This window comes from Shewanella sp. 1180_01 (assembly GCF_052850535.1).
Genome location: NZ_VXCT01000001.1, coordinates 486,501 through 508,551, shown reverse-complemented (window position 1 = coordinate 508,551; position 22,051 = coordinate 486,501). Strand labels below are relative to the sequence as shown.

Annotated in this window: 19 protein-coding genes and 3 tRNA genes; 8 read left to right on the top strand and 14 right to left on the bottom strand. The window is 46.7% G+C overall.

Annotated features, from left to right (window positions below; translation table 11 throughout):
* Window positions 1-243 precede the first annotated feature (243 nt).
* The 5 genes from FW758_RS02315 to pspA form a co-directional block, all read right to left on the bottom strand.
* Window positions 244-1,464, bottom strand: a complete 1,221-nt coding sequence (locus FW758_RS02315; protein WP_446444528.1) for a TIGR01620 family protein — start codon at window positions 1,462-1,464, stop codon at window positions 244-246.
* Window positions 1,461-2,921, bottom strand: coding sequence for a YcjX family protein (locus FW758_RS02310; RefSeq protein WP_446444527.1), 1,461 nt, complete (start codon window positions 2,919-2,921; stop codon window positions 1,461-1,463). Before FW758_RS02310 ends, FW758_RS02315 begins: the two co-directional genes overlap by 4 nt.
* A gap of 113 nt (window positions 2,922-3,034) precedes the next feature.
* Window positions 3,035-3,421 (bottom strand): envelope stress response membrane protein PspC, encoded by a 387-nt coding sequence (gene pspC, locus FW758_RS02305; protein ID WP_063883141.1) that lies wholly within the window; start codon window positions 3,419-3,421, stop codon window positions 3,035-3,037.
* Entirely contained in the window at window positions 3,408-3,647 is a 240-nt protein-coding gene (gene pspB / locus FW758_RS02300) for an envelope stress response membrane protein PspB (protein WP_006081138.1), read from the bottom strand. Before pspB ends, pspC begins: the two co-directional genes overlap by 14 nt.
* 17 nt (window positions 3,648-3,664) lie before the next feature.
* Window positions 3,665-4,348, bottom strand: coding sequence for a phage shock protein PspA (gene pspA / locus FW758_RS02295; RefSeq protein WP_006081137.1), 684 nt, complete (start codon window positions 4,346-4,348; stop codon window positions 3,665-3,667).
* A 177-nt stretch (window positions 4,349-4,525) separates the two neighbouring features.
* On the opposite strand from pspA, the gene pspF reads away from it, so the two are divergent.
* From pspF to FW758_RS02255, 8 genes are all read left to right on the top strand, one after another.
* Window positions 4,526-5,617 carry a phage shock protein operon transcriptional activator gene (gene pspF, locus FW758_RS02290; RefSeq protein ID WP_446444526.1) on the top strand — a complete coding sequence of 364 codons (1,092 nt, stop codon included), beginning with the start codon at window positions 4,526-4,528 and terminating at the stop codon, window positions 5,615-5,617.
* A 69-nt stretch (window positions 5,618-5,686) separates the two neighbouring features.
* Entirely contained in the window at window positions 5,687-7,312 is a 1,626-nt protein-coding gene (sapA, locus tag FW758_RS02285; RefSeq protein WP_446444525.1) for an ABC transporter substrate-binding protein SapA, read from the top strand.
* Window positions 7,312-8,343: an ABC transporter permease gene (locus tag FW758_RS02280; RefSeq protein ID WP_446444524.1), complete on the top strand. Its 1,032-nt coding sequence runs from the start codon at window positions 7,312-7,314 to the stop codon at window positions 8,341-8,343. The genes sapA and FW758_RS02280 overlap by 1 nt, the downstream gene beginning before the upstream one ends.
* On the top strand, window positions 8,330-9,220 hold the full coding sequence (locus tag FW758_RS02275; protein ID WP_446444523.1) for an ABC transporter permease subunit: 891 nt from the start codon (window positions 8,330-8,332) through the stop codon (window positions 9,218-9,220). Before FW758_RS02280 ends, FW758_RS02275 begins: the two co-directional genes overlap by 14 nt.
* Window positions 9,221-9,223: 3 nt before the next feature.
* Window positions 9,224-10,231 carry a peptide ABC transporter ATP-binding protein gene (locus tag FW758_RS02270; RefSeq protein WP_259573231.1) on the top strand — a complete coding sequence of 336 codons (1,008 nt, stop codon included), beginning with the start codon at window positions 9,224-9,226 and terminating at the stop codon, window positions 10,229-10,231.
* Window positions 10,212-10,997: a peptide ABC transporter ATP-binding protein gene (locus FW758_RS02265; protein WP_115335020.1), complete on the top strand. Its 786-nt coding sequence runs from the start codon at window positions 10,212-10,214 to the stop codon at window positions 10,995-10,997. Before FW758_RS02270 ends, FW758_RS02265 begins: the two co-directional genes overlap by 20 nt.
* 105 nt (window positions 10,998-11,102) lie before the next feature.
* Entirely contained in the window at window positions 11,103-12,305 is a 1,203-nt protein-coding gene (gene fabV, locus FW758_RS02260; RefSeq protein ID WP_446444522.1) for an enoyl-ACP reductase FabV, read from the top strand.
* A 132-nt stretch (window positions 12,306-12,437) separates the two neighbouring features.
* Complete coding sequence (locus FW758_RS02255) at window positions 12,438-12,650, top strand: TOBE domain-containing protein (protein ID WP_006085368.1); 213 nt, start codon at window positions 12,438-12,440, stop codon at window positions 12,648-12,650.
* A gap of 188 nt (window positions 12,651-12,838) precedes the next feature.
* On the opposite strand, the gene FW758_RS02250 is transcribed toward FW758_RS02255, so the two are convergent.
* The 9 genes from FW758_RS02250 to FW758_RS02210 form a co-directional block, all read right to left on the bottom strand.
* Window positions 12,839-14,704 carry a SurA N-terminal domain-containing protein gene (locus FW758_RS02250; RefSeq protein WP_446444521.1) on the bottom strand — a complete coding sequence of 622 codons (1,866 nt, stop codon included), beginning with the start codon at window positions 14,702-14,704 and terminating at the stop codon, window positions 12,839-12,841.
* Between the two features lie 225 nt (window positions 14,705-14,929).
* Window positions 14,930-15,202 (bottom strand): nucleoid-associated protein HU-beta, encoded by a 273-nt coding sequence (gene hupB, locus FW758_RS02245; RefSeq protein WP_011717547.1) that lies wholly within the window; start codon window positions 15,200-15,202, stop codon window positions 14,930-14,932.
* A gap of 259 nt (window positions 15,203-15,461) precedes the next feature.
* Window positions 15,462-17,819, bottom strand: a complete 2,358-nt coding sequence (gene lon, locus FW758_RS02240; RefSeq protein ID WP_342897236.1) for an endopeptidase La — start codon at window positions 17,817-17,819, stop codon at window positions 15,462-15,464.
* 132 nt (window positions 17,820-17,951) lie between these two features.
* Entirely contained in the window at window positions 17,952-19,232 is a 1,281-nt protein-coding gene (gene clpX, locus FW758_RS02235) for an ATP-dependent protease ATP-binding subunit ClpX (protein ID WP_006081125.1), read from the bottom strand.
* Window positions 19,233-19,316: 84 nt separating this feature from the next.
* Window positions 19,317-19,925 (bottom strand): ATP-dependent Clp endopeptidase proteolytic subunit ClpP, encoded by a 609-nt coding sequence (gene clpP, locus FW758_RS02230; RefSeq protein WP_006081124.1) that lies wholly within the window; start codon window positions 19,923-19,925, stop codon window positions 19,317-19,319.
* Window positions 19,926-20,014: 89 nt separating this feature from the next.
* A complete protein-coding gene (gene tig, locus FW758_RS02225) occupies window positions 20,015-21,319 on the bottom strand; it encodes a trigger factor (RefSeq protein WP_006085365.1) in 1,305 nt (434 codons plus the stop codon).
* A gap of 262 nt (window positions 21,320-21,581) precedes the next feature.
* Window positions 21,582-21,657 (bottom strand) — tRNA-His (locus tag FW758_RS02220).
* A 9-nt stretch (window positions 21,658-21,666) separates the two neighbouring features.
* Window positions 21,667-21,743, bottom strand: a tRNA-Arg gene (locus FW758_RS02215).
* 117 nt (window positions 21,744-21,860) lie between these two features.
* Window positions 21,861-21,937 (bottom strand) — tRNA-Pro (locus FW758_RS02210).
* Window positions 21,938-22,051: the final 114 nt, after the last annotated feature.

The following is a 22,051-nucleotide window of genomic DNA, read 5'->3' as shown; positions in this document are numbered from 1 at the left end:
TAATGAAACATTAGCCCTATCGAATAAGCCCTACCATAACGCGGCCAAGCACTTAAGCCAGTAGTGTGGCGAAAATAGCAGCGCGCCAAGTGTAATTAACTTGTTACATAGCATTTTCCAGCCGCACTTGGTCATACTCGGTACCTGCAAAAAATCATAAAAAAATGCGCTAAGGAACAAGTCCATTAGCGCATCTACTTTCGGCCGATTTAAATCGGTTAATTGTTTGATATTGAATAATATCTACTCTTTAGTCTTCTCTTTAGCTGACTGAGGTACTTTGTCATCAACATCGGCGAACTGGCCTTTTAATGCGTCGCGGCCTTCCTTGGTAAACAACTTGCCTGAAAACTGCTTCAGTTCGATCAACAATTCCTGATGCACTTTAGACAATTTAGGCCTTTGCTCTTCCCTAAACACAATCGGCCGACACAGCGCCATGGCTTGATATCCAAGGCGCGCAGTTAACATACCGCCACCTAAGCCTTGGGCCAAGCGAGCAGACAATTTACCTGTCATTTCAACCGATAACAGCTGTGTTCCTAAATCGGTAACTAACTCACTGGTGCCTGCATAAATAATATTGATGATGATACTGCGGATAAGTTTAATTCGGCTCCAATAACCCAGCTCAATGCCATAACAGAGTGCGACATCACGCAGCATACGTTGATTACGCCAGAGGATAATGGCCATATCGAGCACAGCTAACGGACTGGCCGCCAGTAGCACTGCCGACTCAGCCGCATAGCGTCGCACGACTTTTTTGGCCAGTTCATCCCGCTCTGTCAGCACTAAGTCCTCGAATAACAAGACTTTCTCGGCATCATTATGCTCATCTTTTAATGAACGGCGAAGTTGCTGCAAACCTTGGCTGTCTTCATAGTGACAAACGATATTATCGATAAAGCTGTCTGCCTCACCCATTTGCATGCTCTGCGCCAGCCTAGCGCCAGTTTCTTGGGTATCGGCAACCTGTTTGAGTCGCTTCAGTTTGCGGTACTCACTAAACGCCCCCGCCAATGCCCACGCACTGACGACCCCAAGCACCACACCATAAAAACTAAACAACCAAGGGCTCTCAAGCCAAGCATCCCTCAATCCTAATCCTGTTTGAACCACTACGAGCAGCAATAAACTCGCTACCGCCAGACGAGCGAGCCATGACCAACGGCGTGATTTTACAAGTTGAGGCGATACCGATTTAGCATCGATCATTTTAGGATGGGATGACAGCGTTTCAACCATCAATTCCTCAATATCGGCAGCCACTTCTTGCACTGGTGTATGCGGATCAAAAGCTTTCGCCCCTTTGAGTTCCTCTTTGCTGGGTTTGAGCTCCACGACTTGTGAGTCAAACAGCTGCTGCTTTTTCAGCGGCTTATGTTCAACTGAGCGTGCAAATGAGTTTGCAGAAGAATTAGAAGCCTGCTCATTAGCGTTCTCCGATAGCTTTAACGTCATTCCAACTTATCTCCCAGTAAGTACTGCAGCAAATGATCGAGACGAATATGGTCAAAGTGCACTTGAGATGGGTCAACATTGGCATTGATCGGCGGTGCAAAGCCGACAAAGTTAAACCCTTGGTCACGCCAAAAATCAGGCTCAGGTAAGCGAGTGGGCACTTCGCCTGGAAACAAGGTCAGGGCTTTACCATTGAGTCCCGTCCCCTGCACGACTTCGACCTCGCCCTCTTGGGTCGTTACCATGCCATGGCGAGTCGCTTTGATGGCGCTAATCGCCATCGTCTCCACTTTACAACCATCGAAACTGGCAAAATGCTGGCTGTGTTTCAACATATCAGTCAGCAGGGACAAAACATGGCTCTGCTGATCGCGGGTAACATGGTCAACCTTGCTCGCGGCAAACAATAAACGGTCGATGCGGGGAGCAAATAAACGCCGTAAATAGCTCGATTGGCCAAACTGAAAACTTTCCATAATGGCATTAAGTGCCGCCCCCATATCCTCAAATTGCTTTTTACCGCGATTCAACGCACTAAAACAGTCAACTAGCACTAACTGCCTGTCAAAACCGGCAAAGTGATTTTTATAGAAAGGCTTAACCACTTTAGCCACATATTCTTGATAGCGTTTTTCCAGTACATGGAATCCACTGTGTTTATCGCTTTGCGAAAGCGCTGCGAACTTTTCATCATTAACCAATAACAGGGGGAAAAAAGCTAATAAGGGGGCGCCCTGCCATTCACCCGGCAATAACATGCGTCCAGGCTGCGCTTGGTAATAACCTTGCACGTGCACTAAATCATTGAGTAATAACTGATATTGATCGGCAATCCGCTTTAATTGCTGCTCATCGGCGCTGGCGGCTAAATCCAATGACATCAATGATTGTTCAAACTCAGCATACAAGGGTGAGCTTTTAAGATTCTCGATACGAACTTGTTGAGCACGGCACCAAGTAACGAAGTCTTGGCGCAGCATAGGTAAATCGAGTAGCCATTCGCCGGGGTAATCGACTATGTCCAAATACAGTGTGGCGGTATCAGAAAACTTGGCCAATAAGCCCTTTTGCGGTCGGTATTTAATCGCCAAGCGTAATTCAGAAATAGTGCGAGTGGAGGCTGGCCAAGTCGCAGGCTCGGAAGTGAGCGCTAACATGGCGCCTTGATAATCAAAACTGGCGATTTCCAGATCCGGCTGCATGGCACGCTTAACCCCGAGCAAACGCTGATCGCGGCTCACCTGCCACAATGGCAAAGCGCTGTTGTTGCGGGCGTGGGGTAAGGTTGAGACTGGTCCAGAATTAAGTAACTGATTGACTAAACCTGTGATAAACGCGGTTTTTCCCGCACCAGAAAGCCCAGTCACGGCCAAACGTAAATGCCGGTCCGCGGTGCGATGTAACAGGGATTGGCCCTTTTGGGTTATTTTATGGAGCGAGGCATCAAGCATTCCCATAGAGACTTCCCTTATGTCGAATGATGTTAACTTATGTTAAGTGATCTTGACTATACACTGGAATGGACAAGAGATTAAGCAACAAGGGCGGACATGGCCGCCCTTTAGAAGGGTTACAAACTATTGATTTGTCTTTTTAAATCAAAGTTGTCAGAGGTGACGTGACGTTCTAAATTTTGTAGCCTGACTTCCAGACTTCGAAATTGACGACTCACGTCGCTCAGCGCTTGCTTTGCGGGTTCTCCCGACTGCCACGGCTTCTTCTTCACCTCGATATCGTCCCTATCGTACGACTTCTGTGGCTTGATGTCTAAAATCACCCACAAAGCGACATAGATGATAAATACCACACCTGAGCCGCCGAGTAAGAAGATAGACACCGCCAGTACTCGCACTAACCAAGTTTCAATCGCAAAGTACTCGGCAATCCCTGCGCATACACCCGCTATTTTGCCTGACTGGGGAATGCGGTACAAAGTACGGCCATTAGATCCTCTCATGTTTCCCCCTCCATTCGGGCGATTCTGTATCCAGAATGGCCTCTAAGGTCTCGATACGCGCCGCCATTTTATCGGCCTTGGATATCAAGTCATTGAGTTGTGAAAACTCTTCCTCAGTGAGTCCCTGGCTCACTTGTCGCTTACTGCGATAATGAAGAACTAACCATATTGGCGCGACTATCACCATGAAAATAATAATCGGCGCCATTAGCACGTCCATATCCATAACTCACCTCTGAATTGTTATTCTTTTGACTTAGTTGGCGCTTTACCTTTTACCTTGGCTTTTAGCGCTGCCAGTTCTGCATTCACAGAATCTTCCGCTTCTAGCGCCGCAAACTCATCGGCTAAGGTCTTTTTGCTGCCAAGATCGTAAGATTCAACTTGGGCTTCTAAGCCTTCGACACGGCGCTCATATTGCTCAAACTTGAGCATAGCGTTGTCGATCTTGCTTGAATCTAACTGCTTTTTCACTTCTAAGCGTGATGATGCGGTTTGAGTGCGCAAAATAATGGTCTTTTGACGCGCTTTTGCATCGAGCAGCTTTTCCTGCAACATGCCCACTTCATCTTTCAAGCGTGCGATATGTTCATCGATAACGGCTAATTCTTGATTCAGCGTGTCTGCTAAACCGGTCGCTTTTTGTTTTTCAACTAAAGCGGCTTTCGCTAAGTCTTCACGGTCTTTGGACAGTGCCAGTTCAGCCTTATCTTGCCAATCTTGCACTTGCTCTAACACGCGGTTGATACGACGTTGCAGCTCTTTCTTTTCAGCTAACACTTTAGCTGAGGTAGAACGCACTTCAACGAGTGTGTCTTCCATTTCTTGGATAATCAGTCGAACCATTTTTTCTGGGTCTTCGGCTTTATCCAGCAATGCGCTGATATTAGAGTTAATGATATCGGCGAAACGAGAGAAAATTCCCATAATCCTATCCTCAAATTGATGTTGGTCTCTTATAAGGTAATACACTAACCGTGCCAACTTTTACTTCCCATTTAAATACAACGACTTAAGCAAAATTTTAACTTTTACTTCCTTTTACGCTTCAAGCCACTTATTATCATTTTCACCAAATTTTAGCGCGAAAGACTAAAAAATATCGTGGATAATAAATTTCAGCAAGACAACCTTATCGGTCAATCCAACGCCCTACTCGAAGTGTTAGAACATGTGTCGCAAATTGCGCCTCTGTCTAAACCCGTACTGATTATTGGTGAACGTGGCACAGGTAAAGAGCTAATTGCCGAACGCTTACATTATCTGTCTAAGCGCTGGGATCAAAGTTTTATTAAGCTAAACTGTTCATCTTTGAGTGAAAATTTACTCGAGAGCGAATTGTTTGGCCATGAGTCAGGTGCCTTTACTGGTGCTAAAGGTAAACACGAAGGTCGCTTTGAGCGCGCCGACGGCGGCACCTTATTCCTCGACGAATTAGCCAATACCTCAGGACTTATCCAAGAAAAGCTCCTGCGCGTCATTGAATATGGCGAATTTGAACGAGTCGGCGGCAGTAAAACCGTGCAAAGTGATGTTCGTTTAATCTGCGCCGCCAACGAAGATTTACCTTCGCTTGCGGAGGCAGGCGAATTTCGTGCCGACTTACTCGATAGGCTTGCCTTCGATGTGATTACGCTGCCGCCGCTGCGTTGCCGCCCAGAAGACATAATGACACTGGCGGAATACTTCGCCGTTGGCATGGCGCGCCAATTAAAGCTGCAGCTATTCAGCGGATTCAGCGCCCATGCGGTCGAGCAATTAATGACCCACGACTGGCCGGGCAATATCCGTGAACTTAAAAACGTGGTCGAGCGCAGCGTTTACCGAAATGGTGGTGAAAATCGCCCCATCGACCATATCACCCTCGATCCCTTTGCTTCACCGTATCGGCCTAAAACGCGCATCAAGACCCGCGAACGTCAAATCAGCTCAGTCGCGCCAATAAGCGTTGTCGGTACGCCGCAATCTGCGCCGATACTTGAGGCTGAAGTACCAGTCAATACTGAGTCTTCAGTGAATAGCTTTAATTTTCCACTGGATTTTAAAGAGCAAACTGAGAAGTTTGAGATGGATCTTATCCAGCAAGCACTCTCAAGCAGCCAATACAACCAAAAGAAAACCGCCGACATGCTCGGATTAAGCTACCACCAACTGCGTGGCATCCTTAAAAAATACAATTTACTTGATAAAGCATAAGCAGATTGCCCATGGGGGAGATGCACTGCTAAAATAGCCGTTCATAGTCGATAAAATAATGATTTATAAATGAGTGTGCTAATTAGACGCCTGTGCCTAACAACTGCAGTTTCTTGCATGAGTTGGTTGTTGGTCGCGTGTGGCCCCCAACGACTCCCTTCCGGTTTGGTGTATTGCTCCGAAGGGAACCCTGAGTCTTTTAATCCACAGTTGGTGACGTCTGGCACGACAATCGATGCCACCTCGCACCAAATTTATAGTCGCTTAGTGGATTATGATACCCAGTCAGGCAAGCTTGTCCCTGCCTTGGCGACGAGTTGGGCTATGTCCGATGATGGCTTAAGCTATCGCTTCATCCTCAGGGAAAACGTGCAGTTCCAGCATTCGAAGCGGTTTACCCCAACACGGCCCTTCAATGCCGACGATGTGTTGTTCTCCTTTAAGCGTATTATCGATACCCAGCATCCTTATCATTTTGTCTCCCGCACGGGTTATCCCTTCTTCCAAAGTATTGGCTTTTCTGAGCAAGTCAAAGGGATAGAAAAGATAAACGATCATGAAGTGGTCTTTTATTTAACCCGTAAAGATGCTTCTTTTTTATCAAATCTGGCCACCGACTTTGCGGTGATCTTATCCGATGAATACGCGCAGCAGCAGTTAGCATTGGGTCATCCTGAAAACGTCGACCACTTTGCCATTGGCACTGGGCCGTTCACTTTAGTTCAGTACGCGAAAAACGAATATATTCGCTATCGTCGTCATCCTGACTTTTGGGGCGAACCAGCAAAAATCGATATGCTCGTATTTGATATCACGCCCAAAAGTACCGTCAGACTCGCAAAACTTATCGCGGGCGATTGCAGTGTGTCTGCGCTGCCCAAAGCGGGTGAGCTGCCTGTTATCAAGCAACATGAAGAATTGAATATTGAGTCACAACCTGGACTCAACGTAGCATTTTGGGCCTTTAATACGCAAAAGCCGCCCCTGAATGATGTCCGAGTACGCCGCGCACTGGCCTATGCGGTCGATAAACAAAATATCCTGCGGGCGGTTTATCAAAATACCGCCATTGAAGCCACAGGCGTTCTGCCGCCAGCGTCTTGGGCCTACGACAATAACAAAGGGCTTGTGGATTACAATCCGCAAAAAGCGCGCGACCTCTTAAAAGAAGCAGGCATTAAAAATCTCAGTATCGATATTTGGGCTATGCCAGTTGCCCGCGCCTATAACCCCAATGCGTTAAAAACGGCCGAATTAATTCAATCGGATCTGGCCAACATAGGCGTCAAAGTGAATATCGTCAGTTACGACTGGAGCGTGTTTAGTCAGCGGCTCAGCCGCGACGACTATGATTCAGTGTTAATTGGCTGGAATGCTGATAACAGCGATCCCGATAACTTCTTTACTCCATTGCTGAGCTGCGCCGCAATGCAGTCTAACAACAATCGTTCTCGCTGGTGTAACCCTGAGTTTGATGCCATCTTAGATAGCGCAAGGGAAGTGTCAGATCAGGGCGAACGTAAAGTGATTTATCAACAAGCAGAAGCCTTTTTAGCTGAACAAGTGCCTATGCTGAGTCTGGCCCATGCCAAACGTGTGGCGTTAACTCGCCATGATGTTAAAGACATGCAACTCACGCCTTTTGGTGGCATTTCCTTCGCCCACACTAGCCAAGCACAAGAGGAGGCGAATTAATGTTTAAATACCTACTGCGCCGCCTCAATTTGTTTCTTGCCACCTCGTTAGTCATGGTGGGTGTCTTATTTTACGCCACCGGCTTATTTCCGGTAGATCGCACCCACGCACTCACCGGCATACATACACCGACGGCGAGCCAACTGGTTCAAATCGAGCAGGACTACAAATTAGATAAAAACCAAGCGTGGCAATTTATCGCTTATCTACAACAAAGGCTTAGCGGTAATTTAGGCATTTCAGTCACCTCACATCAAGAAGTGGCCGAAGAACTCAGCGCCGTCCTACCCGCCTCCTTCGAACTTGCTGTGATGGCGGCCATTATCGCGATTTGCTTCGGTGTGCCCTTAGGTGTGCTTGCTTCCCAGAGCCAACATAAGCTCACCCAAAATACCATTATGGCGATCACGCTAACGGGCTACTCTGTGCCCGTGTTCTGGTTAGGTCTTTATCTTTCGCTCTGGTTTGGTGTCGATCTCGGTTGGTTACCGATTTCTGGCCAAATCAATTTGTTATATGAAATCAAACCTGTCACTGGCTTTATGTTGGTAGATACCCTGTTGTCAGAGTCTGAATACGGCATGTCGGCATTTAAAGATGCGCTGCTGCACATCATTTTGCCTGCCACGACACTCGCAGTGTTACCTTTTACTGTGGTGGTTCGCAGCACTCGTTCGGCGATGATGAATGTAATGAATCAAACCTTTATCCGCGCCGCCGAAGCCAGAGGCATGCATACTGGGACTATTATACTGCGCCACGCCCTACCTAACGCCTTGATCCCTGTGCTGAAACATTTAGGGTTGATGCTTGGCTCATTTGCCAGTTATGCCATAGTGGTCGAAATGATTTTCTCTTGGCCTGGCGTGGGTTCTTGGCTGGTTTCAGGGATTTACCAACGGGACTACACTGTCATCCAAGGTGGTATTCTGGCTGTAGCCCTATTGATTATCTTCCTAAGTATCTTGATTGAAGTGCTGCACACAGTCTTTAATCCACTGAGCAGAAAAGACCTTTATGCCACCAATTAAAATTTATCAAGAAGATCAAATTGCCTCCCCGACTATGCGGGTTTGGCTTAATTTTTCGGCTAATCCTTTCGCCTTGGCAGGTTTGTGGACGATTGCATTCCTACTCTTGCTAACGCTATTTGGCCCTATGATTGCGCCCTTCCCACCAGAAGCACAAGATCCAAGAGCCTTGCTATTGCCCCCCTCTTGGGACCCCTCAGGCACAGTGGCACACTTTTTAGGCACAGACGATCTCGGCCGCGATATCTTCAGCCGATTATTACACGGCGCGCACTTGACCTTTGGTATGGCGCTGCTGATCGTCGTCACCGCATTATTCACAGGCTTTATCATAGGGTCACTGTCCGGCATGATGCGGGGCTTAAAATCCAGTATCCTCGGGCACTTACTCGATGCATTGTTATCAATCCCTTCGTTATTGATGGCCATTTTAGTGGTGGCCGTAATGGGGCCAGGGCTTGAAAATGTGTTCTGGGCCGTCGGGATAGCGTTAACCCCGCAATTTGTGCGCTCGATACACCAGTCAGTGCATGAAGAGTTACAAAAAGAATACGTCACAGCGGCGCGTTTAGATGGCGCGAACTCGATGCAAATTTTTTGGTATGTCATAATGCCAAACGTGTGGGAAGTGGTGATCATTCAAACCACGCTTGCCATTTCAGCCGCCATTTTAGATATCGCCGCCCTCGGTTTTTTAAGCTTGGGCGCGCAGGCACCAAGCCCTGAATGGGGCGCTATGGTCGCCCAAGGTATGGATAATTTATTAACGGCGCCTTGGGCTGTAACTATCCCGGGCTTAGCGATTCTTTTCAGTGTGCTTTCCATTAACTTGGTTGGCGATGGCCTAAGGTCGGCGCTTGCGCCCATCAGAAACTAACTTATGCCTTTACTCGACGTACGAAATCTCACGATTGAACTCGATACGCCCCACGGTAGAGTGCGGGCGCTCGAAAAAGTCAGCTTAACGCTCAACGCCGGCGAAATTCATGGCCTAGTCGGTGAGTCAGGCTCTGGACGAAGTTTGTTAGCCAGAGCGATTCTTGGGATCCCAGGTCCCAACTGGACCATCACAGCCGATCGCATGATGTGGGATGGCAATAACTTGATGGCCATGAGCTCAAAAGAGCGCCGCAATCTGATGGGTTCAGACATGGCGATGATCTTCCAAGATCCATCGGGCAGCTTAGATCCGGCGCAAACCGTCGGCAGTCAGCTGATGCAAGCTATGCCTAAGAATCCCAATGCCTTTTTTTGGCAAAAACGTCGACATGCACGGCTGACAGCGCAAAAATGGCTGCATAAAGTCGGGATTAAAAATCCACGACAGGTCATGTCTAGCTACGCCTGGGAATTATCCGAAGGCGAATGCCAAAAAGTGATGATTGCGATGGCGGTTGCAAATCAGCCTCGCCTCTTGATTGCCGACGAACCCACAAGCTCGATGGAGCTCAGCACTCAAGCGCAGATATTCAGATTATTATCTCAATTAAATCAATTACAAAACGTATCGATTCTATTGATCAGCCACGAGCTTGAAACCTTAGCCCAATGGTGCGATCACTTATCCGTGCTTTATTGCGGTCAGGTTATGGAATCAGGGCCGACAGACGAAGTGATTAAGCAGCCTTATCATCCTTACACTAAGGCGCTACTTGACAACATGCCCGACTATTCAGGCTCAGGTGGCCACAAGGCGATTATGCCCACCCTTCCAGGGTCTGCGCCCGCCTTACAGCATTTGCCAATCGGTTGCCGTTTAGGGCCTCGTTGCCCTGAAGCCCAAAAAAAATGCGTTAATCAGCCAAATTTAAGTCATATTAAAGACCGCTATTTTGCCTGTCATTTCCCTTATCACGGCGAAACCCACAATGACGACCCCACTGCTTAAAGTTAACGATCTTTATAAAAGATACGATACCGGTTATAGGGGCTTTTCCCGCCAATATAACGATGCACTAGCGCCCGTATCCTTCGAGCTCCAGCGCGGCGAAACCTTAGCCATAGTAGGTGAAGCAGGTTCGGGTAAAAGTACCCTCGCCCGCATTTTAGTCGGTGCAGAGCCCCGCAGCGGCGGCGAGATTTTTTTCGAAGGTGAAGCCTTAGACAGCCGCGATATCAAGCAAAGATGCCGCTTGATTCGAATGATTTTCCAAGATCCGAATACCTCACTGAACCCGCGTTTGACAATTGGCCAGCTACTCGATGAACCGCTGCGTTTTAATACCAATATGTCGGCGCAATCGCGGCACACCCAAGTGGTCGACACATTGCGCAAAGTGGGCTTATTACCTGAGCATGCGGAGTTTTATCCGCACATGATTTCCGAAGGCCAGAAACAACGCGTTGCGGTAGCGCGAGCCTTGATGCTCAATCCTAAAATTATCATTGCCGACGAAGCCTTAACCGCGCTTGACCTTTCAGTACGCTCACAAATTCTTAATTTGCTGCTGAAACTGCAAAAAGACCTCGGCTTGTCTTATATCTTCGTATCCCATAATCTCAATATTATTCGCCATGTTAGCGATAAAATTATGGTGCTGCACAAAGGTGTAATGGTCGAGAAAGCGCCAACAGAACAGATATTTAACTCGCCACAACATGAATATACCCAGAGGTTGATCCAAGAGCAAAGTCTGTTTGTCCATAAACGTTAAACTGCTCCAACCACTTAAATAATCAGGTGAATTGGCTAAAAATAGGTGCCATTTACCCGCCGAAATATTTATCCTATTGGTCATTTTGATAGAAGAAGCTTAAACATGATTATCAAACCAAAAATTCGTGGATTCATTTGTACCACTACACACCCAGTCGGTTGTGAAGCCAACGTTCAAGAGCAAATCACACTAACCAAAGCTAAAGGTAAAATTGCTAACGGCCCGAAAAAGGTATTAGTGGTTGGTTCATCAAGCGGTTACGGTCTGTCTTCACGTATCGCAGCCGCTTTCGGTAGCGATGCCGCAACGATTGGCGTGTTCTTCGAAAAGCCAGGTACTGAAACGAAACCAGGTACTGCGGGTTGGTACAACTCTGCTGCTTTCGACAAATTTGCTAAAGCTGAAGGCTTATATTCTAAGAGCATTAACTGCGATGCCTTTAGCCATAAAGCAAAACAAAAAGTAATCGAGCTTATCAAACAAGATCTCGGTGAAATCGACATGGTCGTTTACTCACTGGCATCACCTGTGCGCAAACTGCCAGATTCTGGTGAACTTATCCGTTCTGCGTTAAAACCAATCGGTGAAACTTACACTGCGACTGCGGTTGATACCAATAAAGATTGCATCATTGAAGCCACCGTTGAGCCAGCAACTGAGCAAGAAATTGCCGACACAGTCACAGTGATGGGCGGCGAAGATTGGGAACTGTGGATCAAAGCCTTATCTGAAGCGGGTGTATTAGCGGCTAACTGCAAAACCGTAGCCTATAGCTATATCGGTACTGAACTGACGTGGCCAATCTACTGGCACGGCGCCCTTGGCAAGGCCAAGATGGATTTAGACCGCGCAGCAAAAGCCTTAAATGAGCAACTTTCAGCCACTGGTGGCAGCGCTAACGTCGCGGTACTGAAGAGCGTTGTGACTCAAGCGAGTTCGGCTATTCCAGTCATGCCTTTGTATATCGCTATGGTATTCAAGAAAATGCGTCAGGAAGGTCTTCATGAAGGTTGTATGGAGCAAATCTATCGCATGTTCAGTGAGCGTCTATTCCGCGCCGATGGTGCTAAGCCAGAAACCGACAGCGACAATCGCATCCGTTTAGACGATTGGGAACTGCGTGAAGATATTCAGCAACACTGCCGTAATTTGTGGCCACAAGTGACCACAGAAAACTTGTCAGAGTTAACGGATTACCGTGAATACAAAGCTGAATTTATTAAATTATTCGGCTTTGGTATCGAAGGTATTGATTACGATGCTGACGTTAACCCATACGTTGAGTTTGACGTTATCGAGCTCTAATCGACTACGATAGCTCATCACTGCTTATCACAACCTTAAACGCCACTTTTTAGTGGCGTTTTTATTTGCAACGCCCACACTAAGATGCGCTACACTCGTTTCCACTAATCACTCCCTCAATAAAGAAAGACGATGAAAATTAGCGCAAGAAATACGCTCAGCGGCACGATCAAATCCATAGAAATGGGCGCGGTAAACAATGAAGTGACGATCGAACTTGCACCAGGTGTCGTATTGACCTCTGTGGTGACTAAAGCGTCCTGCGAGCGCCTAGGGCTTAAAGTGGGGGATTCGGCTTATGCACTTATCAAAGCCAGCAGCGTGATGATAGGCGTTGATGACTAGCCGCCTGTAACATCTCGCTTTATGTGATGGAAGAGTAAATCTGACGGGGCTGCTGTGGCAGATCACCTTCAAACTCATCGACATACTTCATCGCATTGAAAAACAAAAAGGCCAAGTGGAATCACTTGGCCTTTTTAATCGAATTTTACAAGTAAGATAGCCAGTTCAACGCGCTATCCTCACTTAAATTATTCTTCTACAGGGTAAAGCACCTTGGCATTGGCTTTAAGTGAATCTATCAAGCCACGGTAGTCTGCTTCGCTGTATTGAGCGTTCAGGCGTTGTTTAAGCGCATTAACCAGCTCATCACTCACACCTTCAGCAGCGTTGACTTTATCTAGCGCAACCACGGCATAACCATTTGCTAAACCCACGGTATCGACAACTGGAGAAGTGCTTGGTGTTGGCATTTGGAACGCTTTGCCTACAATCGCAGCATCAACATCTTGCGCGCCGCGGCCTAGTTTCGCTTCAGCCACTAAACCAAGATCCGTTGCACCGGCTTTAACTTGTGCCATCAGCTCTTGTGCTTTCGCACGGGCAGCTTCGTTTGCTTGTTCTTGCTTCAAACGTTCGGCGATATTAGCTTTCACTTCCGCTAAGGCCAAAGTGCCAGCATCGTGATGCTCCTTCACACGCACCACCACCACGTGGTTAGGTTCAAGCTCAATCACTTCACTGTTTAACCCTTTTAGCATAACAGTTTCAGAGAACGCAGCTTTAACTAAGTCTGGCTTGTTCAGCGCAGCAGGAACGTTATCGCGAGAGAACAGTGGAGTCGTCTTAATATCGACGCCCACAGCTTTAGCGGTTTCAGATAACGTATCTGGCACTTCATAGCTAGTATCAGCCAATTTGCTTTGTAAGCTATAGAATTGATCAACCGCTTTCTTATCTTGCAATTGCGCCACTATCTTAGCTTTTACATCGGCAAAAGGTACAGTCACACCAGGTTGCACATCTAATAGCTTGATAATGTGGAAACCAAAGTCAGTTTTAACCACAGCAGAATGTTGGCCTTTGTTCAATGCAAATAATGCAGCATCGAAAGCGGGGTCCATCACACCTGGTTCAAACCAATCCAGTTTACCGCCCTGCTCTGCACTCAAGGTATCGTCAGAGTTAGCTTTAGCCAGATCAGCAAAATCGGCACCGCTGTCTAATTGCTTAGCTAAATCTTCAGCCTTGGCTTTTGCAGCAGCTTCATCGCTACCTGGCATAACCAGAATGTGTGCGGCAAGACGCTTCTCGTTAGACACGTATTGCGCTTTATGTTCTTCGTAATAAGCTTGCGCTTCTTCGTCTGAAACTGGGTTATTTTTAGCAAAATCAGCCGCATTCAGCTCAACATATTCTAAGCTCACCATTTCAGGGCTCATAAACTGCCCTTGGTTTGCGTCGTAATAGTTTTTCACTTGCTCGTCAGTCACAACCGCTGTCGCTAAGAATGGCGCAGAATCAACGACTAAATAGCGCACATCGCGGGTTTGGCCTTGTAACTCAGCTAATTGCTTAGCTTCGCCAGCTAACACAAATTCAGTACCAACTAGCGCAGCCGTTAACTGACGGCGGGTCATATCGACGCGCATCATGTCTCTGAACGCCTGTGGTTGATAACCTAACTGACGTAGAATCGCCTGATAACGATCGTTATCAAATTTGCCATCGGTTTGGAATGCGGGTTCAGTTTTCACTGCTGCAATAATCTGTTCGTCAGATACACGCAACCCCATAGCCTTAGCCGCTTGATCTATCAGTTTGTCAGCCACTAAGCGCTCTAATACGCTCTGCTTAATGCTTTGTAGATATTTTTCGTCAGCAGATAACGCAGCAAACATCTCACCTAGCTGTTGCTCCATACGAGAGCGCTCGCTTTGGTAAGCCTGCTCAAGCTCGGCTTTAGTGATTATGTCACCGTTCACTTCTGCTGCAGGCACATCAGTTGTAGAACCTAAGTAACTGCTGACTCCTGCAAATGCAAAAGATAAAATCACAAGTACGAGAATGCCTTTAGCAATCACGCCTTGCGAACCATCGCGGATCTTTTCTAACATCAGATTTCTCGCTTGTTGCGATTAACAAAATAAAAAGGCGCATCGGTTTGAGATGCGCCTTTCTGTAATTTATGGGGAATATTCAGACGCTACCACAGGTAAATTCTAAAACCCCGAGTAATGGTAGAAATTAAGCTTCATATTCCATTACTTTCAATTCGTAAAAAGCACTGATAAACAGTGCTTGTCATTACGAATGCCTTACAAAGGCTACGATATTAATGATTAATTAACAGCGTCTTTCAGTGCTTTACCAGCTTTGAATGCTGGAATTTTAGCTGCTGCGATTTTGATTTCTTGACCCGTTTGTGGGTTGCGACCAGTACGCTCAGCGCGTTCACGCACTTCAAAAGTACCAAAACCAACAAGAGAAATTTTATCGCCTTCTTTCAGACCTTCGGTCACAGCAGCGATAAAAGAATCCAGTGCACGGCCTGCAGCGGCTTTAGAAATGTCAGCACCAGATGCGATTTTCTCGATTAGTTCAGATTTGTTCATGTCATCCCCTTGAATGTAATTTTTTTGCGCCGCAACCAAATCCGTCTCTAGAGCGGTCTGCGGAGGCTTTTATAACAAGCTTGAATTCAAAGTTCAAGCTGAGTTCGAAAACCAAAGAAATAAAACTGGATACAGCTCAAAGCCAGTTGCGCCAAGGGCTTGGAGCAGCTGGCTCTCCACAGACCTAGGCTACCACAGGTCTGCGCTTTGTTAAGCCCCTTTTTTCATTTTTTTTAACGTGATAGCGCAATTTCTTGCGTTATGCCAAGTTTTTAACCACTTCGAAGCCTTCAACCGGTCTTTCTAGGGCCAGTTTTAACACTTCGTCGACCCAACGCACAGGACGAATTTCTAAATCGGCAATCACATTGGCAGGAATTTCTTCCAGATCACGCTCGTTTTCTTTTGGTATAAGCACTAATTTTATGCCGCCGCGGTGTGCTGCCAGCAGTTTTTCTTTTAAACCACCGATAGGTAACACTTCACCACGTAAGGTTATTTCACCTGTCATGGCCACGTCGCTACGCACTGGGTTACCCGTTAAGCTGGATACTAAAGCGGTACACATAGCCGCACCGGCCGATGGACCATCTTTTGGCGTTGCACCTTCTGGCACATGCACATGGATATCACGCTTCTCGTAGAAATCCGCATTGATGCCTAATTGTTCCGCACGGGCGCGAACCACTGTCATCGCCGCTTGAATCGACTCTTGCATCACGTCGCCAAGGGAACCGGTATAAGTTAATTTACCTTTACCAGGCACTGACGTTGCTTCTATCGTCAGTAAGTCACCACCCACTTGGGTCCACGCTAAGCCAGTCACTTGACCGATTTGGTTCTTCGACTCGGCTTTACCGTAATCGAAGCGCTGCACGCCAAGGAATGACTTAAGGTTCTCTTGATTCACAGTGACAGATTTAACTGATTTATCGAGCAAAATCATTTTCACGACTTTACGGCAAATCTTAGACAATTCACGCTCAAGCGAACGCACGCCCGCTTCACGGGTGTAATAGCGGATAATGCCAACAATCGCGCTGTCATCCACATGGATTTCAGTCGCTTTTAAGCCGTTGCGCTCAATTTGCTTATTCAGCAAATGTTGCTTAGCAATATTCAGCTTCTCGTCTTCGGTATAACCCGACAAACGAATGACTTCCATACGGTCAAGCAGTGGCCCAGGAATGTCCATAGAGTTTGACGTAGCGACGAACATCACATCGGATAAGTCGTAATCGACTTCGAGGTAATGATCGTTAAAGGTCGCATTTTGCTCAGGATCTAACACTTCTAATAAAGCAGAAGCCGGATCGCCGCGCATGTCTGAACTCATCTTGTCGATTTCATCGAGCAAGAATAATGGGTTTTTCACGCCCACTTTAGCCATTTTTTGAATGACTTTACCTGGCATAGAACCAATATAGGTACGGCGATGACCACGGATTTCCGCTTCATCACGCACGCCGCCTAAAGCAACACGCACATACTTACGACCGGTCGCCTTAGCGATCGATTGACCCAAGGAAGTTTTACCCACACCTGGAGGTCCAACTAGACACAGGATCGGCCCTTTAAGCTGACGCACTCTGCTTTGGACTGCCAAGTATTCCAAGATACGTTCTTTAACTTTTTCAAGACCAAAATGATCGGTATCGAGCACTTCTTGGGCTTTCGCTAAATCACGTTTGATTTTAGAGCGTTGGCTCCAAGGCACTGACGTCATCCAATCCACATAGCTGCGCACAACTGTCGCTTCTGCCGACATTGGCGACATCATACGTAGCTTGTTAAGCTCTGCCAGGGCTTTTTCTTTCGCCTCGGCGGGCATATTAGCCTCTTCAATCTTACGATTTAAGGCTTCAAACTCGTCATGGCCTTCGTCTAAGTCACCCAGTTCTTTCTGGATGGCTTTCATCTGTTCGTTCAGATAGTACTCACGCTGACTTTTTTCCATCTGTTTTTTAACGCGGGTACGGATACGTTTCTCAACCTGCAATAGGTCGATCTCCGATTCCATCATCGCCATTAAATATTCCAGACGCTCGCCAACGTTGATCATCTCAAGCACAGATTGCTTATCTTCAAGCTTAAGTGGCATGTGTGCAGCCATAGTATCTGCCAGACGCGCCGCTTCATCGATACCCGATAAAGAGGTCAAGACTTCTGGCGGGATCTTTTTGTTCAGCTTGATATAACCTTCAAACTGACCAATAGCACTGCGCACTAACACTTCTTCTTCTTTGTCTTCCAGCGGTTCTGATTCCAGATACTCAGCCTTAGCCACAAAGAACTCTGTTTCTTGGGTGTAACGGGTAATACGGGCGCGACGACCGCCTTCTACCAACACTTTGACTGTGCCGTCTGGCAGCTTAAGTAACTGTAAAATAGAAGCAACCGTACCCACTTCGAAGATGTCATCTTTTGATGGTTCATCGAGTTCGGCATCACGCTGCGCCACTAAAATAATTTGCTTATCCTGCGCCATTGCGGTTTCGAGACATCGAATAGATTTTTCTCGTCCGACAAATAACGGAATTACCATATGGGGATAGACCACCACATCTCGCAGTGGCAGCACGGGGAGTTCGATATGCGCTTCACGCTCTTGGGTCATAGTTCGATTCCGTTTTGGTGAAATGGATTAATACTGGAGTATATTGGGACGCTTTATTGAGTTTCAATGGCTAATACGAAAAAAGGAGTCCATTGGACTCCTTGTTTTTCAGTTTATTAGCTATCAGTACAATTATTGCTCGCCAGAGGCTGCTTGGGCTTCATTGTGCTCATAAATCAGGATAGGTGCAGATTCACCTTTCACGACTGATTCATCGACAACGGCCTTCACTACACCATCGACTGAAGGAATATCGTACATAGTATCCAGTAGAATACTTTCAACGATTGAGCGTAAGCCACGGGCACCAGTCTTACGTGACATCGCCTTGTGTGCTATCGCTTTGAGTGCATCTTCACGGAACTCAAGCTCGACGCCTTCCATCTCAAATAACGCGCTGTACTGTTTAGTCAGGGCATTCTTAGGTTGAGATAAAATTTGCACTAGGGCTTCTTCATCCAGCTCAGTCAGAGTCGCAACCACAGGCAGACGGCCGATAAACTCAGGAATTAAGCCATATTTGACCAAATCGCCAGGTTCAACTTGAGTTAAGGTTTCAGAAATCGTCGCCTTTTCTTTTTCGCCTTTTACCTGAGCACCAAAACCGATACCCGAACCAACGTGTGCACGCTGCTCAATCACTTTCTCAAGCCCTGCAAACGCACCGCCACAGATAAACAGGATCTTAGAAGTATCGACTTGTAAGAATTCTTGCTGTGGATGCTTACGGCCACCTTGGGGTGGAACCGCGGCAACAGTACCTTCAATCAGCTTAAGCAGCGCTTGCTGCACGCCCTCACCCGATACGTCACGGGTGATCGATGGATTGTCTGACTTACGGCTAATTTTATCAATTTCATCGATATAAACGATACCACGCTGCGCTTTCTCTACATCGTAGTCGCACTTTTGCAGCAACTTTTGAATGATGTTTTCAACGTCTTCACCCACATAACCCGCTTCAGTCAGTGTTGTGGCATCGGCCATAGTGAAAGGTACATTGAGTGAGCGCGCAAGGGTTTCAGCCAACAGCGTCTTACCACTACCCGTTGGACCGATAAGTAAAATGTTACTCTTACCCAGCTCGATACCATCTTTAGGCGACGCATTTTTCAAACGCTTATAGTGGTTATACACTGCCACAGACAGCACTTTCTTCGCCCTGTCTTGGCCAATCACATAATCGTCTAAATGTGCACGCAACTCATGTGGTGTCGGTAACTTATCGCTATCGCGCTTTGGAGAGATTTCTTTAATCTCTTCGCGAATGATGTCGTTACATAACTCAACACATTCGTCGCATACATACACTGATGGGCCAGCAATGAGTTTTCTGACTTCATGCTGGCTCTTTCCGCAAAAAGAGCAGTACAGCAATTTACCGCTGTCACCATTATTTTTGTTGTCGCCCATTAATTACCTCATTTGCAGTCTGCTCTACTGCCTGTCTTAAATTTGCTTAACCTTTACAGAGCATAGCTCAGTCAAAAGCAAAAATCAGCCGCGTTTCGTCATCACAGAGTCAACTAAGCCATATTCGACGGCTTGAGTCGCGCTCATAAAGTTATCACGATCGGTATCGCGTTCAACCACTTCGAGCGGTTGGCCAGTGTGCTCGGCTAACATTTGGTTAAGCTTATTCTTAATGCCTAAGATTTCTTTGGCATGGATAGCGATGTCAGAAGCCTGACCTTGGAAACCACCCAGTGGTTGATGGATCATCACGCGAGAATTTGGTAAACAGTGACGTTTGCCCTTCTCACCACCGGCTAATAAGAAAGCGCCCATGCTGGCCGCTTGGCCGATACAGACAGTGCTAACATTCGGTTTGATAAACTGCATGGTATCATAAATCGCCATGCCTGCGGTGACTGAGCCACCTGGAGAGTTAATGTATAAAAAGATATCTTTATCTGGGCTTTCTGATTCTAAGAATAATAGTTGCGCCACGATAAGGTTTGCCATGTGTTCTTCAACTTGACCTACCAAAAAGATAATCCGCTCTTTCAACAAACGAGAATAAATATCGTATGAGCGTTCACCCTTAGCAGTCTGTTCGATCACCATAGGCACTAAAGCACTTTGTATGTCTGACGCATTATGCATTATTCACTTCCCTAAATAAAAATGGCTCGCATGAGGAGCCTCATACGAGCCATTATAAATGGCGAACAGCTAATCAAGTCAAGCTTAGCTTATGCGCGACCAGTAGCCTTGTTCATAAATTCTTCAAAAGCGACTTCTTTTTCGGTCACTTTGGCAGATTTCAACAGTGCTTCAACCGCTTGCTCTTCTAAAGCAACGTTGCGCATGTTTTGCATCAGCTCTTTGTTGCTGTTGTAATAAGCAACAACTTCACTTGGATCTTCGTAGGCAGAAGCCATAGAAGCGATCAAGCCTTGTACGCGTTCGTCTTCTGCTTTCAGTTCGTTAGTCTTGATGACTTCGCCTAATAACAGACCGATTTTAACGCGACGTGCAGCTTGTTCAGTGAACAATTCAGCTGGCAGTTCAGGCATGTTTGCCGTTTGATTGCCAAAACGTTGCATTGCTTGTTGACGCAGTACGTTAACTTCGCCATCAATCAGTGCTTTTGGCAGAGTGATGTCGTTGTTCGCTAACAGACCGTTGATCACTTGCTCTTTCACGTTAGCTTTTAACGCTTGCTCAAGTTCACGGTTCATGTTTTTACGGATTTCAGCTTTAAGGGCTTCTAAGCCACCTTCGCTGATACCGAACAGAGCAGCAAACTCATCGTTTACTTCTGGCAGGTTAGCTGCTTGAACTTCAGTCAGCGTAATCGCGAACTTAGCGGCTTTACCTTTCAGGTTTTCAGCGTGATATTCTTCTGGGAAGTTCACGTCGATAACAAATTCTTCACCCGCTTTGTGACCTAAAATACCCGCTTCAAAACCAGGGATCATACGGCCGCTGCCTAATTGCAGTTCGAAATCGTCAGCTTTGCCGCCTTCAAATTCTTCACCATCAACTGAGCCAACAAAGTTCATTTTCACTTTGTCGCCATCGGCAGCTTCACGTTCAACAGCAGCGAAAGTTGCGTGTTGTTTACGTAGCGTTTCAATCATAGTGTCAACGTCAGCATCAGTCACTTCAGCTTTTGGTTGTTCTACTTCGATTGCATCTAAGCCTTTCAGCTCAACTTCTGGATAGATTTCAAAGGTAGCGATAAATTCGAACTTTTCGCCATCAGTTGAACCAGGAACAAACGTCGGTGCACCGGCTGGGTTTAACTTCTCAGCAATAATTGCTTCGATGAAGTTACGTTGCATCACTTCACCCATGATGTCTTGACGAATCGCTGCGCCGTAACGTTTGTTAATCACAGTAATAGGCACTTTACCAGGACGGAAACCTGGGATACGAGCACGCTTAGCTTCACGTTGTAAACTGTCTTTAACCAGCTTTTCAATTTGTTCAGCAGGAACAGAAATGGTCAGGCGACGCTCTAGGCCTTGGGTTGCTTCAACAGAAACTTGCATTGTTTTACCTCGAAATTTGTCTAACGTCCTTTGTAATAGCCGATTCATCAACTATTCAGGTATTCGTTTCTTGATCATTAAATTTGACTACAATGCCCACCACTACTGGCTTTAGGCACAGGTCGCTCATAGTTGATATCTATCAAGACGCGACATTATAGCCACCGTTTTCTGCAGAGTCGAGCCTCAACAGCCGAATCTGGGGTATAAAAAAAGCGACACAAGGTCGCTTTTTTTAATTTGTACTCAAAGTACTAAAAAATGGGGTGACTGATGGGGCTCGAACCCACGACAACCGGAATCACAATCCGGGACTCTACCAACTGAGCTACAATCACCACTGAAACTGGTACGCCCGGCAGGATTCGAACCTGCGACCACCCGCTTAGAAGGCGGGTGCTCTATCCAACTGAGCTACGGGCGCATGGTTTACAGAACTTTCTGTATCCTAACCGATTTTGGAAAGCACTTAGCTAACCCTACTATTCGCTTATTTGAGTTCAAATTATCTTTAAATTCATTGAAGCAAACAATAATAAAGTGGTCGGTGATAGAGGATTCGAACCTCTGACCCTCTGGTCCCAAACCAGATGCGCTACCGGGCTGCGCTAATCACCGAAGGTCTTACATTTTTTTGGTATCAACTCAGAGGGTTTCCTCTGGCCCGCTCTCATCCAAAAACTGGATACACTACCGGACGCGCCAATCACCGAAGGTCTTACATAACATTTT

Excerpts from the sequence above, each read along its gene's own strand:
- FW758_RS02315 (WP_446444528.1), bottom strand. The coding sequence starts at position 1,464 with ATGACGTTAAAGCTATCGGAGAACGCTAATGAGCAGGCTTCTAATTCT.
- FW758_RS02310 (WP_446444527.1), bottom strand. The coding sequence starts at position 2,921 with ATGGGAATGCTTGATGCCTCGCTCCATAAAATAACCCAAAAGGGCCAA.
- pspC (WP_063883141.1), bottom strand. The coding sequence starts at position 3,421 with ATGAGAGGATCTAATGGCCGTACTTTGTACCGCATTCCCCAGTCAGGC.
- pspB (WP_006081138.1), bottom strand. The coding sequence starts at position 3,647 with ATGGATATGGACGTGCTAATGGCGCCGATTATTATTTTCATGGTGATA.
- pspA (WP_006081137.1), bottom strand. The coding sequence starts at position 4,348 with ATGGGAATTTTCTCTCGTTTCGCCGATATCATTAACTCTAATATCAGC.
- sapA (WP_446444525.1), top strand. The coding sequence starts at position 5,687 with ATGAGTGTGCTAATTAGACGCCTGTGCCTAACAACTGCAGTTTCTTGC.
- FW758_RS02280 (WP_446444524.1), top strand. The coding sequence starts at position 7,312 with ATGTTTAAATACCTACTGCGCCGCCTCAATTTGTTTCTTGCCACCTCG.
- FW758_RS02275 (WP_446444523.1), top strand. The coding sequence starts at position 8,330 with ATGCCACCAATTAAAATTTATCAAGAAGATCAAATTGCCTCCCCGACT.
- FW758_RS02270 (WP_259573231.1), top strand. The coding sequence starts at position 9,224 with ATGCCTTTACTCGACGTACGAAATCTCACGATTGAACTCGATACGCCC.
- FW758_RS02265 (WP_115335020.1), top strand. The coding sequence starts at position 10,212 with ATGACGACCCCACTGCTTAAAGTTAACGATCTTTATAAAAGATACGAT.
- fabV (WP_446444522.1), top strand. The coding sequence starts at position 11,103 with ATGATTATCAAACCAAAAATTCGTGGATTCATTTGTACCACTACACAC.
- FW758_RS02255 (WP_006085368.1), top strand. The coding sequence starts at position 12,438 with ATGAAAATTAGCGCAAGAAATACGCTCAGCGGCACGATCAAATCCATA.
- FW758_RS02250 (WP_446444521.1), bottom strand. The coding sequence starts at position 14,704 with ATGTTAGAAAAGATCCGCGATGGTTCGCAAGGCGTGATTGCTAAAGGC.
- hupB (WP_011717547.1), bottom strand. The coding sequence starts at position 15,202 with ATGAACAAATCTGAACTAATCGAGAAAATCGCATCTGGTGCTGACATT.
- lon (WP_342897236.1), bottom strand. The coding sequence starts at position 17,819 with ATGACCCAAGAGCGTGAAGCGCATATCGAACTCCCCGTGCTGCCACTG.
- clpX (WP_006081125.1), bottom strand. The coding sequence starts at position 19,232 with ATGGGCGACAACAAAAATAATGGTGACAGCGGTAAATTGCTGTACTGC.
- clpP (WP_006081124.1), bottom strand. The coding sequence starts at position 19,925 with ATGCATAATGCGTCAGACATACAAAGTGCTTTAGTGCCTATGGTGATC.
- tig (WP_006085365.1), bottom strand. The coding sequence starts at position 21,319 with ATGCAAGTTTCTGTTGAAGCAACCCAAGGCCTAGAGCGTCGCCTGACC.